This window comes from Paenibacillus sp. BSR1-1, assembly GCF_030403775.1.
In the GTDB taxonomy this organism is placed as follows: Bacteria; Bacillota; Bacilli; order Bacillales; family Cytobacillaceae; genus Neobacillus.
On record NZ_JAQMWQ010000004.1, the window covers coordinates 71,384 to 86,256 of the forward strand.

The 14,873-nt window shown below is 40.0% G+C and carries 14 protein-coding genes and 1 pseudogene; all 15 read right to left on the minus strand.

The genetic code is table 11. The features are described 5' to 3' along the window. Positions 1-40: 40 nt before the first annotated feature. A complete protein-coding gene (locus PH210_RS08275) occupies positions 41-2,215 on the minus strand; it encodes a hydantoinase B/oxoprolinase family protein (protein ID WP_289984544.1) in 2,175 nt (724 codons plus the stop codon). A gap of 26 nt (positions 2,216-2,241) precedes the next feature. After that, complete coding sequence (locus PH210_RS08280; protein WP_289984547.1) at positions 2,242-4,317, minus strand: hydantoinase/oxoprolinase family protein; 2,076 nt, start codon at positions 4,315-4,317, stop codon at positions 2,242-2,244. Between the two features lie 96 nt (positions 4,318-4,413). Then, a complete protein-coding gene (gene cofE, locus PH210_RS08285) occupies positions 4,414-5,169 on the minus strand; it encodes a coenzyme F420-0:L-glutamate ligase (RefSeq protein WP_289984549.1) in 756 nt (251 codons plus the stop codon). Beyond that, positions 5,159-5,767 (minus strand): ECF transporter S component, encoded by a 609-nt coding sequence (locus PH210_RS08290; RefSeq protein ID WP_289984551.1) that lies wholly within the window; start codon positions 5,765-5,767, stop codon positions 5,159-5,161. The genes cofE and PH210_RS08290 overlap by 11 nt, the downstream gene beginning before the upstream one ends. 262 nt (positions 5,768-6,029) lie before the next feature. Continuing rightward, complete coding sequence (locus PH210_RS08295; RefSeq protein WP_289984553.1) at positions 6,030-6,926, minus strand: DMT family transporter; 897 nt, start codon at positions 6,924-6,926, stop codon at positions 6,030-6,032. A gap of 88 nt (positions 6,927-7,014) precedes the next feature. Continuing rightward, on the minus strand, positions 7,015-8,187 hold the full coding sequence (locus PH210_RS08300) for an iron-containing alcohol dehydrogenase (protein WP_289984556.1): 1,173 nt from the start codon (positions 8,185-8,187) through the stop codon (positions 7,015-7,017). Between the two features lie 94 nt (positions 8,188-8,281). Then, the gene (locus tag PH210_RS08305) at positions 8,282-8,791 is read right to left on the minus strand and encodes a flavin reductase family protein (protein ID WP_289984557.1); all 510 of its coding nucleotides are present in this window, start codon (positions 8,789-8,791) and stop codon (positions 8,282-8,284) included. 50 nt (positions 8,792-8,841) lie between these two features. Continuing rightward, positions 8,842-9,402 carry an NADPH-dependent FMN reductase gene (locus tag PH210_RS08310; protein WP_289984558.1) on the minus strand — a complete coding sequence of 187 codons (561 nt, stop codon included), beginning with the start codon at positions 9,400-9,402 and terminating at the stop codon, positions 8,842-8,844. 117 nt (positions 9,403-9,519) lie between these two features. Continuing rightward, complete coding sequence (locus PH210_RS08315) at positions 9,520-9,933, minus strand: thioredoxin domain-containing protein (protein WP_289984560.1); 414 nt, start codon at positions 9,931-9,933, stop codon at positions 9,520-9,522. Between the two features lie 32 nt (positions 9,934-9,965). Beyond that, positions 9,966-10,898, minus strand: coding sequence for an LLM class flavin-dependent oxidoreductase (locus tag PH210_RS08320; protein WP_289984561.1), 933 nt, complete (start codon positions 10,896-10,898; stop codon positions 9,966-9,968). Then, positions 10,805-11,161: an LLM class oxidoreductase gene (locus PH210_RS08325; protein WP_289984563.1), complete on the minus strand. Its 357-nt coding sequence runs from the start codon at positions 11,159-11,161 to the stop codon at positions 10,805-10,807. Before PH210_RS08325 ends, PH210_RS08320 begins: the two co-directional genes overlap by 94 nt. A gap of 528 nt (positions 11,162-11,689) precedes the next feature. Further along, positions 11,690-12,484 (minus strand): IclR family transcriptional regulator, encoded by a 795-nt coding sequence (locus PH210_RS08330; protein ID WP_289984566.1) that lies wholly within the window; start codon positions 12,482-12,484, stop codon positions 11,690-11,692. Between the two features lie 114 nt (positions 12,485-12,598). Then, positions 12,599-12,933, minus strand: a pseudogene (locus tag PH210_RS08335) (thiolase family protein); the annotation flags it as partial. A gap of 318 nt (positions 12,934-13,251) precedes the next feature. Then, entirely contained in the window at positions 13,252-14,361 is a 1,110-nt protein-coding gene (locus tag PH210_RS08340; RefSeq protein ID WP_289984568.1) for an FtsZ/tubulin family protein, read from the minus strand. Positions 14,362-14,561: 200 nt separating this feature from the next. Continuing rightward, positions 14,562-14,693 carry a helix-turn-helix domain-containing protein gene (locus PH210_RS29745; RefSeq protein ID WP_354669973.1) on the minus strand — a complete coding sequence of 44 codons (132 nt, stop codon included), beginning with the start codon at positions 14,691-14,693 and terminating at the stop codon, positions 14,562-14,564. Positions 14,694-14,873 lie beyond the last annotated feature (180 nt).

Here is a 14,873-nt window from a genome sequence, read left to right on the forward strand (position 1 = left end):
CCTTTCATTATAAGAAAGAGGGTCACTTTGCACTTTTTAGTTATTCATTAACACTTGTCGTAGCACCAAGCATGGTTCCGCATTCTGGACAGATCAATTCTTGAAGTTTAACATAAGGGGCAGTATCTTTGACTTTCAAAAACATGCCAAAGTTACCCAGCGTTTCTGAGGCTTTCGTGACAATTCTTCCTGCACCCTGCTCCCATGCTTCTTCGATATTTGAAAGGACAGTCCCGCAATCAGAGCAGCACATATACCTCTGTCCATTAGAATCTGCACTTACCTGGAGGGCATCGCCGGCAGATTTTACAAACTTGAGTGATTTCTTGACAATCAATTTTTGCTTGGGAGGAGCTGACTGGCCCAGCCGCTCTCTTCTGATTAATTCCCTACGTGTTTTAGTGCGTTCTTCGTCAAGATTACCTTTTTCATCAATAACAATTCCATATGCTGTCTCTGCCATCTCTTGTGTGATATATCCATCGTTGAAGTCTTTCAAAACAACTTCGGGGTTACGTTTAAGCGGGTCTCCCAACCCTCCGCCGCCGCCCTCAAATTGGACAAATACATCCCCCTGCGAAATCGGCGTCACATGTTTAAATGGCTGCAGTTCTTTTTCCCCTTTGAGCTGTTCGAAGCTTGGCAATGTTCCTGTTTTCATTAGGTTTTCGACATTGGCATTCCTGACAATCCAATGTCCACTGGTGCCACCAGGATACCCTCCCATTATTCCGCGTGCCGGGACCTGCGAGCATGCGGAACTGATCAGTTCATTCCCGCCTTCTGTACCCCATGGAATCCAGCCGAATTCAATCCCCTGCCCGCCTCGATATTTGCCCGGGCCTCCAGAATTGACATTTAATTTCCGCCATAAATAAAGGATTGGGTTGGTCAGTTCATTAATTTCTATATCTGGCAGTCCATTACTTAATTGTGTAAAGCTGGCTGCTGCATCCAGCCCATCAGAGACCGTTTGCGCACCGCCGCCTGCGCCGCCGCCATTCATATCCAAAAACACAACCGGTTTTCCTTCCCGGTCGTTGCCGGCAAATACACCTACCACCCAGCTGTCATGGAAACATGCCATCGCATGACTTCGAACCCATTCATCTTCACTTTCAATCATTGCACGGCTGAGAAGTTCTGTAACCACTTTCGTTACACGCATTCCCGCTTCCATATGCCCCGAGGAAACAGGTGCCGGCATTTTACAATTTATCACCGTGCCCTCAGGGAGAATCATATTGGTTGCTCTAATAATACCTTCGTTAAACGGAATATCTGGCGTCAATACAAGCATAATCGGTGTCATCAAACATCCGATTGCCGTCCCCTCCGAAATATTGACAAATCCATCTGTTTGCGGGGCTGTTCCGGTAAAGTCCAAAGTAATGTTATCCCCTTGAATCGTTAACTTACAATGGACTGGCCATAGTTTATTTTCATGGCCATTATGCTCGATCCACTCCGTTGCTTCATATGTTTTGTCTGGTAATTTAGCAATCCGCTCGCGATAAGCTTTTTCCGATAATTCTTTATTCAGTTCCACATACTTATTGAATTCTTCCAATCCATATTTATCAATCATATCAATCGTCCGCTTTTCACAAATATTACAGGCTGCGATGAAACAGCGAATGTTATTCATATCGTGCTGTGGCATCCGGAAGTTTGCTTGAAGCAAATGGAAAATATCTTGAACAATCTTTCCCTCACTGACAATCTTTATGCCGGGAAAACGCAGCGCCTCTTGATACGCTTCAGTGGCAGTAACGGCAAATCCGCCCGGCGACATGCCCCCAACATCCAATAAGTGGCCTTCAGCCCAACACCAGGCAACTAAGTTTCCATCGTAAAAAATTGGCTTTACAATTCCTACATCAGGGGGATGGCACGCTCCAGTTGTGTGGGGATCATTACAGATAAAGGCATCACCAGGTTTTATATCCTCCTGTGAATAAGTGGCCAGTATATGGCGAACGGCCTGACGAGCCGGACCTGCATGCATGGTCATATAACCCGAAAACGAAATAATCTCCCCATCCTTGTCAGCGATAAAGGTAGAGAAATCCACCGCTTCTGAGATAACAGGGTCCCCCGACGTTCTAATCATGACAATACCCATTTCTTGAGCAATATTGTATAATTGCTGCCGGATGATTTCGGCCTTAATCAGATTTGCAGATGTTAATGGATTAGATTTTGTATTTGCCATACACTAATCTCCCTTCTTCCATTGAATTAAAGTTCTAGCAGATAGTTACGGTAATTATCCATTGTGGCAATAACGCCCTCTGGAATAAATATGGTTGTTTGAGTTCTTTCAATAATGGCAGGACCGGCGAACTTTGAACCAGGTGTAATTTCACGATCGTCATAAACAGGGATTTCCGCCAATTTATGTTCCATCGGCAAATAGACTTTACGCGTTCCTTTCTTAACATCCTCCGCATTTATCGGATTGTTTGGAAAGCTTTTTGGCTGGAATTTTTCGACATGGCCAATTCCGGTAACCCTGACTGTCAGCATATTGACCGGTGAATGAACCCAAGCCGTGCCAGGGCCGTATTCTGCTTCATATAAAGGGGCAAAATTGTTGGAAATCTCTTCAATTGTTTCTTTCGAAATTTCCCCTGAAGGAATGGGTACTGGTAATTCAAAAATTTGGCCTTCAAACTTGAAATCACCATATCTTTGAATCTCATACTCTCCCTCTTTAAATCCACTTGCATAGAGACTGGCTTTGATTTGTTCCTCCATTTCCTCGAGGATTTTGTTAACGCTTTCAACATCCTGTCCCGGTTTCCAAAAACAGGATCTTACGAGGTTGCGGACATCATCTCCAGCTAACAGGCCCTGAGCTGAAAAGACAGCAGAAGTGCTTGGAATGATGGCTTTTCGAATTCCAATTTCCCGGCAAATCTCTGCAGCAAATACAGGCAGTGCACCGCCGTAAGCAACAAAGGTAAATTCGCTCGGATCATAACCGCGCTCGACACTGACACCGCGGACGGCATTACTCATGGAAGCTACGACAAGCTGATAGGCAGAAGCTGCTGCATCCATAATGCTCATATCCAATTTGGAGGCAAGTTTTTCATAATAGACCTCTTCTGCCCGTTCCTTCTCTAACTTCCTTCTGCCTCCGAGAAAATACTCTGGGTCAATAAATCCTAAAACGACATTGGCATCCGTCACGGTAGGCTGGTCGCCGCCTCTGCCATAACAAACTGGTCCCGGGTCTGAACTTGCACTTTGCGGTCCTACCTGCGGTACCCCGCGTGAATCCAGCCAGGCAATCGATCCGCCGCCGGACCCAATGGCAGTAACATCAATTTTGCTGAGACCCGTTAAAAACTCCCGTAAATAGACGCGTTGTGTTTTGGTGAGGTTGTTATTGACGATGACGGAGCAGTCAAAACTGGTTCCCCCCATGTCACCAGTGATCATATTTTTTATTCCCAAGGTGTTCCCGAGGTAATTGGAGCCTAATACACCGCCAACCGGTCCGGAATCGACTAATGTAATCGGGGCAAGGCGGACTTCTTCTGCACTTAAGCTGCCGCCAAATGACTGGATAAAGACAACAGGAGATTTTAGTCCCTTTGCCTCCAACTCAGTTTGGACTTGATCAACATATCGAACCACTTTTGGTCCTGTAAACGCATTCAAAGTTGTGGTTACCATTCGTTCATATTCACGCATAACCGGATATAACTCTGAAGAGATGGTGACATAGACGGAAGGATATTTTGTTTCAATGATTTGTTTTACTTGCTGCTCATGTTCAGGATTTAAGAAAGACCAAAGAAGACAGACAGCAATCGCTTCCACATTCTGTTCAACGACTAATTGTTCAACTGCCTTTTCAACCTGCTGTTGATTGATCTCCACGACGACTCTGCCATTTTTGTCAAGGCGTTCTTCCACTTCAAGAATACATTTCCTGTCCACTAAATCAGGCATGTTTACTTGTTTATGATGATCCCGATTATCGATTCTGGGAGACCTGGCAATCCGGAGGGTATCCCGAAATCCCTTTGTGACCAAAAGGCCGACTTTGGCCCCTTTTAATTCGGCAATACTGTTGGTAACAATCGTGGTCCCATGGACAAATCTGTCACACTGGTTCAATAACTTCGTACTCTCCAGCCCCATTTGCCCAGAAACATTTTCAACACTGTTTAACAGGCCTTCAATTAAGTTTCTGGGAGTTGTGTCGGCCTTATCTGTCCACATTTCTCCATTTTGATTAATAACCACAATATCAGTGAAAGTCCCGCCCATATCAATTCCAATTTGGTATGAATCTGCCAATTCCTATTCCTCCCTAAAATTCGATAATAGAAAAATATTTTTATAGTGTTATAATATCCTCCCTTATTATCACCACCTTTAAAGAGCTGGACTGGATCAACGGAATAGATCCTCTTTTTTTTCTCTGATTAGATCAGCAGCGGTGCCTTTCCCTTTACGAAATTTTACACCTCTTACTAGAGCTGCAGGAATAGCATCTGCTTTTCCCATTATCAATTCCGCAGCGGAGGCAATTTCATCAGCTTGAGCAATATTGGTAACTTTTAAGCAATTACCAAATGTATCAAATGTATTAATGTAGTCGTATAATGGATTCATCCCTGACAGACCAATTGCGACATTGGTTTGTCCGCTGCGCCATGGGCGGCCAAATGTGTCACTGATTATTACCGCAATGGGCAATTGATATTTTCTTTTAAAATAATCCCTTATTTTCCCCGCAGAGCTATCAGGATCTTTAGGCAACAACAAAAATTTTCCTGGTTCAACATTAGAGGAGTCAACACCGGCGTTTGCCATTATGAATCCAAGTTTATGCTCAGTAATTAAAACGTTTTTGGTATGTCTAATAATTTCACGTGACTCATTTAAGATGATTTGTACTTCTTCCGGGCTCTTATTTACCATATTTTTTGCGATATCAATCGCTTCCTTAGAAGGAATGACCTCCTTGGGATCCATATACCGCCCTTCAGCTTTTGAAATAATTTTTTGAGCGACCACTAGTATATCATCCTCTGATAATTCTAAATTATTGCTATCTAAAGCATTATCTATTATAAGCGGGATATTATCACCAGGGACCACTTCTTTAATTCCTGGAATGCCAACAATGCTGATCCTAGGATTCAATGGTATCACCTTCAGTTTTTAATGGTATCCTGTCCGCTAGTGAAGAACTGTAAACCCGTTTTTTTACTTGTGACCACACTAAAATAAATAATATAGTATTCAAGGCTCCTTTTATTAAATTGAAAGGAATGTACACAGGCAATATCATTGCCCACACCTTATTAACATCCATGCCGAATTCCAAAGGTACGATCATAACGTTTAAAGGAATGGTTATCAATGCCATCGCAATGGTGCCTATTCCTGCAGAAAAGAAGATATTTGTTTTTTTATAGAAAAGTCTCATGATTAATAAAAAAGTTCCTGAGGCACAAAAGTTCATGAATATACCAAAAATATTACCGCCGTGTACGAAGAAATAAAGAGAGTTTTTGATGACTAACGCTATCAATCCTGTTAATGGGCCGTAAATCATTGAAGCAATCATCAAGGGAATATCACTAGGCTCATATTTTAAATATGGGGCAAGGGGGATAATTGGAAAGCCAGCCCACATCAAAGCTAATGACATCGAGGATAGCATCCCTATCATAACAAGCTTAATTGTTTTCATATCATACCTCTTCTCAAAAAGTATATTTAATCCATAATCATGCAACTAATATGCCAACTATTTAAGAGTTGGAGAATCGTAAGAATAACTTAGTATTTACATATCACCAATTCAGATGGGAATGTGATTATGTAAATAATAGATAACACCATGCAAACATTCTGTACAGTGTTCTTAACAATGTTTAGAAATATAGTGAACATATTTACAAAAGGAAAAAGCTGCCGAAAATTTTCGGCAGCTTTTACTTCTTTTACACATGGTTACCATTAAGATATTACTTGACCCTTGAAAATAGGTTTCCAATCTAGTACTTCGCCCTAGCTTCTATTTTAGGTTTATATGAACCAAGGAAAATCCCAAGACAGATAAACACAGCCCCAATCCAAATATTGTTCGTTATTTTCTCGTCTAATTGTTGCCACCCGAAAAATAGTCCAAGAACAGGGACCAGCATTAGTACTATGGAAGCCATCGACACTTCCATTTTGTCAATCACCCAAAACCAAGCAACAATCGCAACTGCTGTTGAAAAAACACCTGTAAAAAGTAGTGACAAACTAGAAACGTTTGTCCATTGGACTTTAAGGAAGGAAGGTTCTGACATGACAGAAAGGATGTATAACAATAAAGACCCCACCAGCATCTGCCAAAAAGTCATTTTTATTTTATCATAATGAAATAAGTACTTTTTGCTAAAAATATTCGCACATGCCCAACAAACAGCAGATAATACGATGAGCAGCTGTCCAAATAATGTTTTATCTACATTTTGATTTAATATTTGTTGGCCCATGACAAACATCAGTCCTATTGCTCCGAAAATTAGGCCTGTGCATTTAGTTAATGTTAGGCTCTCCTTCAATAAGAAATGAGCTAGAATACTAACAAATATAGGCATGCTGTAAACTAGTATAGCCCCTACTCCCGAACTGACAAACTGCAAGCCATATGAGGACAAACCAAAAAAACCGATTGACATTAATAGACTCATGAATAAGAGGCTTTTCCAATCATCCCCCGCTGGCATCAATGACTTTTTTCTAATTTTTTGAACAGCAAAAAGCAGGATGGCGCCGATTAATAATCTTAAAGATGAAAATAAAAATGGCGGCAAATAACTTAATCCTACTTTCATAATTACCCACGTATAACCCCATATGAAGGTAATCATTAAAATTACACTAACATGTAACTTTGTCACTACCAGTCTTGCCTCCCTCCATCTCATTCTTTCGGGGGTTGCCAATAACTTTTCAATAAAAAACCACCAATTAATAGCCCACTTTGTCCTACCAGGCCCCTTCAAGCAAAATCTGTAATTTCTCCCTTGTACATGTTTGGTGTATGAGGGGATTCTCCGTATGCTTCACTTCTATCATGATGTCATCTATGACTTTCGGTATACTCTCTACTGGCACGTTGTAATCCCTTAAACGGCTTGGGATTCCCAATTGGCTCACCAATTCTCTAACCAGATTCGCTGCTCTTTCTGCCTTTTCTTGCATTGACAATTCTTTCTGTTCATACCCGAGCCTCTCGGTAATGCGCGCTTGTTCTAGCTTGGTTTGAGGCAGTAAGAATTCCATAACATGAGGAAGAACAATAGCAGACGTTCCCCCATGAGGGATACCATAATGAGATCCTAATTGATGTCCAATCATATGTGACAAACCCATTTTAATATTATTAATAGAGAAAAGAGACATCCATGCTCCTTGCTGGCACTTAACGCGAGCTTGCAAATCTGATGGGTCATTCTTGCTGAGAGGAAGAAAATGATACAAGCAATTCAACGCCTCCATGGCCAAACCACTGTTAATCGGTTGGGGTTTAGGAGAATATAATGTCTCTACGGCATGGTCAACCGCCCTGATTCCGCTTGTCAACCAAAGCCATTCGGGTGTTCCCACTGTATATACTGGATCCAGGAAAACCGAAAATGGCGTTAAAGCTGGATTTACAAACAAATGTTTCATCTTTGTTTCATGATTCGTGACACCCGCTAAACAGGTGAATTCTGCTCCAGATAGTGTTGTAGGTATAGCAATATGAGGAATTCTGGGACTTAAATTAGGGGTTCGGGATTTTCCTTGGATCGAATACTCAAAAAACTCATCTTCTGTTTCGATCCCCTCTTTAAGAATCAATGACAGTGCCTTACCTCCATCAATGGAACTCCCCCCGCCGCAACTTAAGATTAAATCGGGTTGAAAATCTCTAATTTCTCCAATAGGTTCCATTAATACGTTGGCAGGTGTATGATCCTTTGTGTGGATGATCATGAAATCACTATCTGAAACGTAATTTAGCAGGTCTTGAAAAACATTCTGCTTTTCAACACTCTTCGTCGATACGATTAAAATTCGCATGGCCTTCAGCCGGTCGATTTCTTGCTTAAGATAATGCTTCACTACGTGAACTCCATGATAAACTCTTTCCACCGGGAGACTCTCGTAATACATATTCATCACTCCTTTACCGTAGCCTTAATTATGAAATAGCCCCACAATCTTCGTGGATTGTGGGTCCTTCCAGAAACAACTTTCAGATTACGCTTCACCGAGAAGTAATGCTTGCCGGCCAGTTCACTGGGATGGGCCCTACATTCCGGCGAAAATATAGCATTGGATTCTTATCCGTTTTTGTTAACTCGACTGCCTCTCCAATTAATATTGTATGATCACCGGCATCGACCCTTTTTACCAATTTACATTGCATAACCCCATAAGATCCGTCCAGAATTGGTAAATTGTACTCCGATAAACTCCATTTGGCTATAGAGAACTTATCAGGCTCTTTTCCAGCAAATGCCCAACAAAGATCCTTCTGATCGGAGGCTAGGATATGGATTGCAAATCCATCGCATTCCTGAAAAGCCTCAAAAGACTTTGCTTTATGATCAATACACCAAAGCACCAACAAAGGACTCAGTGAAACTGAAGTAAACGAATTGACTGTCAGACCAACAGGATTACCATTTGAATCAGTTGTCGTAATAATCGTTACACCCGTTGGATAACTGCCCATGATTTCTTTAAATACCTGTTGCTTTTCTTCTATAGTCAAGTTAATTAACACCTCACGTGTAAGTTTTTTTCTCTTTTATTAGCAAAGTTCTAATACAAGGATGGACCAAGTACTTTCCCATTGGTCATGGCCGCCAGTTCCACAAGATCCCGGCCAAATCTCTCAGCTTGTTCTCTTACTTTTTCCTCTACGATATATCCGCCTTCCACGGTAAACCTTGAGTGATACAAAGTACCAGGGATTATATGAACCTGAAAAAATGCCATTGCAGTTCTAAATCCCAAATCCAGACCTAAGTAGTGATGATCACTGCCACCTGTTGCTACCAGTCCTGCGGCTTTGCCTTTTATAAAATCATTCGGGATCAGGTCAATTAAATTTTTTAAAGCTCCTGTCATGCTGCCACGATACATTGGTGAGCCAAATAGGTAGGCATCAGCCATTTTTATTTTATCAAGCACTTTTTTTGTTGACTCAGTATAATCTTCAAATGGTCTACCATCGCAAAAATCCAAGGTAACCTCAGACAAATCTATAATATCCGTTTGAATATCGTTTCCTTCCAGTCGTGCTGAGCTTAACGCATGTTCAATTAATGCTTTCGTCCTTTTGCTGGATGCAGAACTCCCGCACACACCAAGTACTAACATTTCTCCCCCTCCAAAGGTAAAACCATATTCTGCCATAATGAGTTTAGAAAGCTGCTTTTCAAATGTATTTCGTGCTGAGGCCTCCCCGTACAATAAATGCTGTTAAGATCAAATTTTTCAAGGAATTAGCGGGTCTCTAACTTTTACGAAACGAAATGTGTTGCCCATTTTTTCATATTGGTATCCGACGATAAGGGTATCAAAGTTAGTAAGGATCGGTGATACGACTAGATGAGGATTTTGAACTAGTAGGTTTTTAATTTCATTTTCAGATAGAGTGTTACTGTGTATTTGCTCTATTAATGTTTGATCGGATGCTCTTTGAGGGTTTATTAAAGCGTATGAGAAGGCATTAGGATAAGCAAGGTCTCTTGCTCCTCTATCTGTAATTTCAGATAGTGTCTTAATTTCTTGTTCAGTTATCGAATAAACACTACGAATTTCGACAGGAATACCATGATTTTTAAGCCATGCTTTTGTCACCTCAAAAGAAGGGTTTCCTGATTTTCCAAAAAGAATCCAATTTGTCATTATATCATCTCCCTGCAATATTAATTTACTTCTTATGCATTGATGAAAGTTTTTGATTCGGTGGAAACCTCTGAGTTTTTATTTTCAGCTTTTTTAGAGTCCTTTTCTACTGGATTCCGTAATCCTGCTTGCTCTAATAGTGGTAAAACATTCTCATTAAAGTATGGCATTTCTTGTAAATAATCTACGAATGTAACAAGTGATCCGGAAACACCTGTTTTGGATAGTTCAATGAGTCCTTCTGCAACCTGTTCTGGTGTTCCGACTAAAGGCCATCCCCCCCATCCGCCAAGGAACTTTTCTTTCGCCTTGGATAGGTAATCACTGGAATGGGAGGAGGCATGCATACCAAACATTTCGGTAATAATCGTCGCAGCTTCCCAATCCCCTTGTTCCCGGACATAATAATTGTAGTAGTCTTTTGCCTCTTTTTCTGTAGGACGACAAACTACAAAACTGGTAGTGAACGTATTGATTTCACGTTTGTACTCTTCCCAAGCTAATTTCTTGACTGTCTCAGTCCACTTGGCTCCTTGTTCAATACTTTCGATATAGCCAAAGTTAAAATCACAAAAACGTGCAGCATAGTCTCTTCCGGCCGGCGATGTTCCTGCACTTATTAAAACAGGGCGCGGATTTTGAACAGGTTTAGGTTCGGAGAAACCATCATTAATTTCAAAAAATTCACCTTTATGATCAAAATATTGTTCCGACCATAGTTTTAATACCACTTCAAGCCATTCGGTAGAATATCTATATCCCTGATCATGTTCCAACCTCGAACCGCCAAACATTCCCATCTCTTTCGGGAACCAGCCAACTACCGTATTAAGTCCGATTCTTCCTTTCGATATATCATCAATTGTTGCAATCATTTTTGCAGCAACGATTGGATGCATCGTTGGCACATGGGAGGTACAGAACAGATAAATTTTTTTGTAACGGCCGCCATGGCCGCAGCCCATGTATAGGTCTCCATGCATGTACCGTTTAGATTAATGGATCCCCCCATTCCTCTCCACCGTGCAACAGGTACAATACATTCATATCCAGCATCTTCCATTACTTTAGCGATTTTTACATTCGTCTCGAAATTTGGTTGAAAACTACTTTCAGCATGTGTCATCGTGCATGAATTGCTAATATTTGGTCCAAATATTCCTAACTTTAATTTATTGCTATTAAACATGGGATTACCCGCTTCACGGAAAATATCAAAACGACTCATATGAACTCCTCCTCATAAATTGAAGAATAATGGTCTACCTTTTTATGGCATTTAACCTGGCCGTCCTATCAAGTAAAAAAAGAAGGATAGTCTTTCTGGAACGGTTTCATTTCGTAAAATAAGTAACTACACCTCCTTTAAGATATCGTTAAATGTTCCACCCATATTTCTTCCAAATTGTTACGAACAATCAATTTTCCAACTCTTTTGCAAAATTTTATTTTCAAATGGAAAAATAATGAAATAGTAAGATTCCCCTATTTATTCCCCCCTTCATGCACTTTATTTGCTTTGAAATCCATCTTCCCAACTAGTTTCAATTGTACAATGTTTAAAATCTTAGAACATAATCAAATCCCGATTATTGGGACACTATATCAAAATATTTAATTTTTATTCTAACTAAAATTAGTTGTTTAAATCATCCAAAAAAAAACACATTTACTATAACTAGTAAACGTGTTTAATAAAAAATATCATTTTTAATCGCAGGTAAAGACAGAAAGATTTCTTTAAAATTCCTTTATATTACCACCTGCGACTATATTCATAAAATTGGCAAATTTCTGATATCCTGCCCGCAGTTTTCTTAATTTCTTCTACAAAATTGGAAATGTTATGGCGGTTTATACGATCAACTGTACTTACTATATCGATTGCAAAATTAACTTTTCTACTATAATCATGAACAGGTGCAGCCACAGAAATCCCACCTATTCCAAATTCCTCAATACTAGTAGAGTATCCTTGTTCTCTTACCTTTTTCAATTCAGCACGAAATTCATGGGGATCTGTCTTCGTATATTTGGTGTATCGCTTCAACCCTTTTTGTATGACATCTTCAATGAATTCCTCATTGCTATTAGCAAGCAGTACTTTACCGGCGCTTGTACAATGTACAGGATTATATCTTCCAATATGATTAAATGATCTACCAGGATATTTGCATCTATATGCATATACTTGGATTACTTGTGTTCCTGCTAATGTACTACTCCGAATTGTTTCACCAAGTTTATCAGCTGCTTCTTTATATACTGGATAAAATTCTTTAAAGGCATCGAAGTGTGAAGTTACAATTGTACTTAACGAAAGGAAGGGAATACCTAAGCGATATTTCTTTGTGGAAGGATTCTGCTCCAAAAATCCTTCACTTGCGAGAGTAGCTAAAAGACGTTGGACTGTACTCCTGGGCATTCCTAGTAATTGAGACAATTCACGCACACCCTGTTCAGGCTCATCCATAGAGAACGAACGTAAAATATTTAGTGCATTTTTTACAGTTGAAAGTGACGAACTTTTTTCCTTTTCCAATTTTCCCATCAGCTATTCCCCTTAGAAAAAATGAATTTGTAATCCGTCATACTGGCATCTCTGCTAAATTTCTATATGTCACCTTACTTTCTTGAATTTTCAGTAAATATAATTTAAGACATCTATATGTTCCAGACTTGTCGGTTTTTTAAATTGTGCGATGGGGTTATTCATTGCATACTCTCGATTTTTCAACGCAACCATGGCCAAATGCTTCTTTGAGGCACATGTTTCATAAAAATAGCGATTGGCAAGCATTCCAAAAAATCCTGGAAAGGTTAAACTAGCAAGTTTTTCGTTTGAATCGTTATCCATAGCTGCATTTATGGCTTGTGTCGCTTCTTCTGTTGTGGCATGTTTCATTTTTTCAACACGGCAATCAGCACATTGTCGTACTCACCACTTTGAATCATTAGGAACGCTTGTCTGAAGGCGATCCCGCCCCTGCTGCACAAGCCCCCTCACCTTTTTAAATCCATGAGAACAATCCCCTTAGTCACCGGATCACTCCTTTCTTTGCACATTTCTGAGCCGTCACTATTTATAATTGCAATTTCTGTGCCAAGAAAAAATATCTTCAAAAGATTTACCATACCTCTGCGAAATTCAAGACGTATTTGGATTTGTTCCTTGTTAAAAACAAAGGATTAGATCGTTTAGATTAACTATCAATGAACCTTTTCTGCATCATAGTGATGAAAAAAAGGTTCATTTTTACGGGAAATATAAAAAAACACATCGGATTGTATCATTCCGATGTGTTCATTAAGTCCCCATTATTTCTTATACTTCGATAACTTGGATGTTATGGATACAGTCTGTTTTTCTGTCTTTTTAATTTTTAAGTTGGATGCCCAGCTTATGGAAGATTCATATTTTTGGGTATGTTCCTTTTTAACAAGATTCTGTAATCGTTCTTTATTCTTTTCTAGAGATTCTTCCAAGGAAAGCAGCCGACGGGTTGGGAAGTATAATCCAGCAAGAATGGTTGTAACTGTAGGGTCAGTTTCGGAGAGATACGTCCCTTCAAATAATTGTACTGGTTCCCCTACCCTTTCAAAAATAGAAGGTACATTAATAAGTTTTGAAATAGTCTCTGGTCCTTCATATATGAGCCCTGCGCGAATGACACCTTGTGATTCAACAGGACAGAAAATCGAGTTTTCCCAAGAGGATTGTACTTTGGTCGACACTTCCGCACTGGTTTTGGTATCAGTAATCGCAACAGAAGAGATGAGGGTAACTCCTCTTGTTCCGAGTATATTCATAAGATCGGTTTCATCGAAGTTCCCGTAAAACGAACTCTTATTTGTTATTTTCAGGACATGACTGATGGCCTCCACCGTTTGACGATTAGCAGAGAGGTAAATTTCATGCTTGCTGGATTGCGGCTTCAATTTGCGCATCTGATCATTATCAACCAAGAAAACAGAAGAAATGCCTTCTATTTGGGAAAGCTCTTCGATACACTCCGCGGTATTGATTCGATTCCCCGCTAATACGTTTCGTTCAGGTATGATGGCAATGGCCCCTACTTTTATGCCAGGCAATTGGTCGATTAACAGGTCAATTAAAAGCGGGCTCATCCCTGACCCTGTACCGCCGTCCGTTGAAAAAGCTACCAATAGCAGCTTTATGTTCTTAAAGGAACCCAGTACGAAATCAATCATTTCTCGATATTTTTCCTGAACCGCGCGCATTCCTAAAGATCGATCTTGGCCTGCCCCATTATAACCTGGGACAAAATACTTTCTTTCCACTCTGGTGTTTACGGCGCCATCACGTTGATTTGTATTAATTAGCGCTGTTTGAAAACCCAAGACGGATGCAATTTCCGCCATATTTCCACCTGCTTGACCTACGCCTAAGATTCCAACCGATTTCATCTGAAACTCCTCCTTATCAAGGCTGAAATAATTCCATACATATAGTTAGAAGAATTTTTAATAAAATGAATGGTTTGGATAAAGAAAACCTTATAACATGTTTACTTTTTAGAAGGGCAGATTATGACTAAAAAACGTTTTTTCATCTCAGGGTAAATGAGGCATCACGCCAAGCATCAAAATAAGGATCAACTATATCTTTATTGTCTTTTTATGTAATCTTTTATATTAATTTGATATTCGCCTACCCATCGATATAGTGTACTTAAAGAAATGCCTAGCTTATTGGCTGCTTCCGTCACATTTTTGCTATTTCTCAGGGTTAAGATCATGGTTCCTTTTTTTGAATCATTTGTCACAGACTGATAGAGGGTCTCCCCTGCCCCATACTCCCGCAGGAGTCTTCGCGCCTTCCGCTCCAATCAACATTGTTAAAAATCAACAATGCCCTTAAACATAGTCAATGATTAAAAAACTTTCCATTCAAATGCTAGTTAAAATAGTCTAATAGT

What these genes read in the sequence shown, in the direction of transcription:
- PH210_RS08315 (WP_289984560.1), bottom strand. Translation starts at nt 9,933, where the DNA reads ATGACAAATTGGATTCTTTTTGGAAAATCAGGAAACCCTTCTTTTGAG.
- PH210_RS29745 (WP_354669973.1), bottom strand. Translation starts at nt 14,693, where the DNA reads ATGATCTTAACCCTGAGAAATAGCAAAAATGTGACGGAAGCAGCCAAT.
- PH210_RS08330 (WP_289984566.1), bottom strand. Translation starts at nt 12,484, where the DNA reads ATGGGAAAATTGGAAAAGGAAAAAAGTTCGTCACTTTCAACTGTAAAA.
- PH210_RS08325 (WP_289984563.1), bottom strand. Translation starts at nt 11,161, where the DNA reads ATGAGTCGTTTTGATATTTTCCGTGAAGCGGGTAATCCCATGTTTAAT.
- PH210_RS08340 (WP_289984568.1), bottom strand. Translation starts at nt 14,361, where the DNA reads ATGAAATCGGTTGGAATCTTAGGCGTAGGTCAAGCAGGTGGAAATATG.
- PH210_RS08320 (WP_289984561.1), bottom strand. Translation starts at nt 10,898, where the DNA reads ATGGGCTGCGGCCATGGCGGCCGTTACAAAAAAATTTATCTGTTCTGT.
- PH210_RS08275 (WP_289984544.1), bottom strand. Translation starts at nt 2,215, where the DNA reads ATGGCAAATACAAAATCTAATCCATTAACATCTGCAAATCTGATTAAG.
- PH210_RS08300 (WP_289984556.1), bottom strand. Translation starts at nt 8,187, where the DNA reads ATGTATTACGAGAGTCTCCCGGTGGAAAGAGTTTATCATGGAGTTCAC.
- PH210_RS08310 (WP_289984558.1), bottom strand. Translation starts at nt 9,402, where the DNA reads ATGTTAGTACTTGGTGTGTGCGGGAGTTCTGCATCCAGCAAAAGGACG.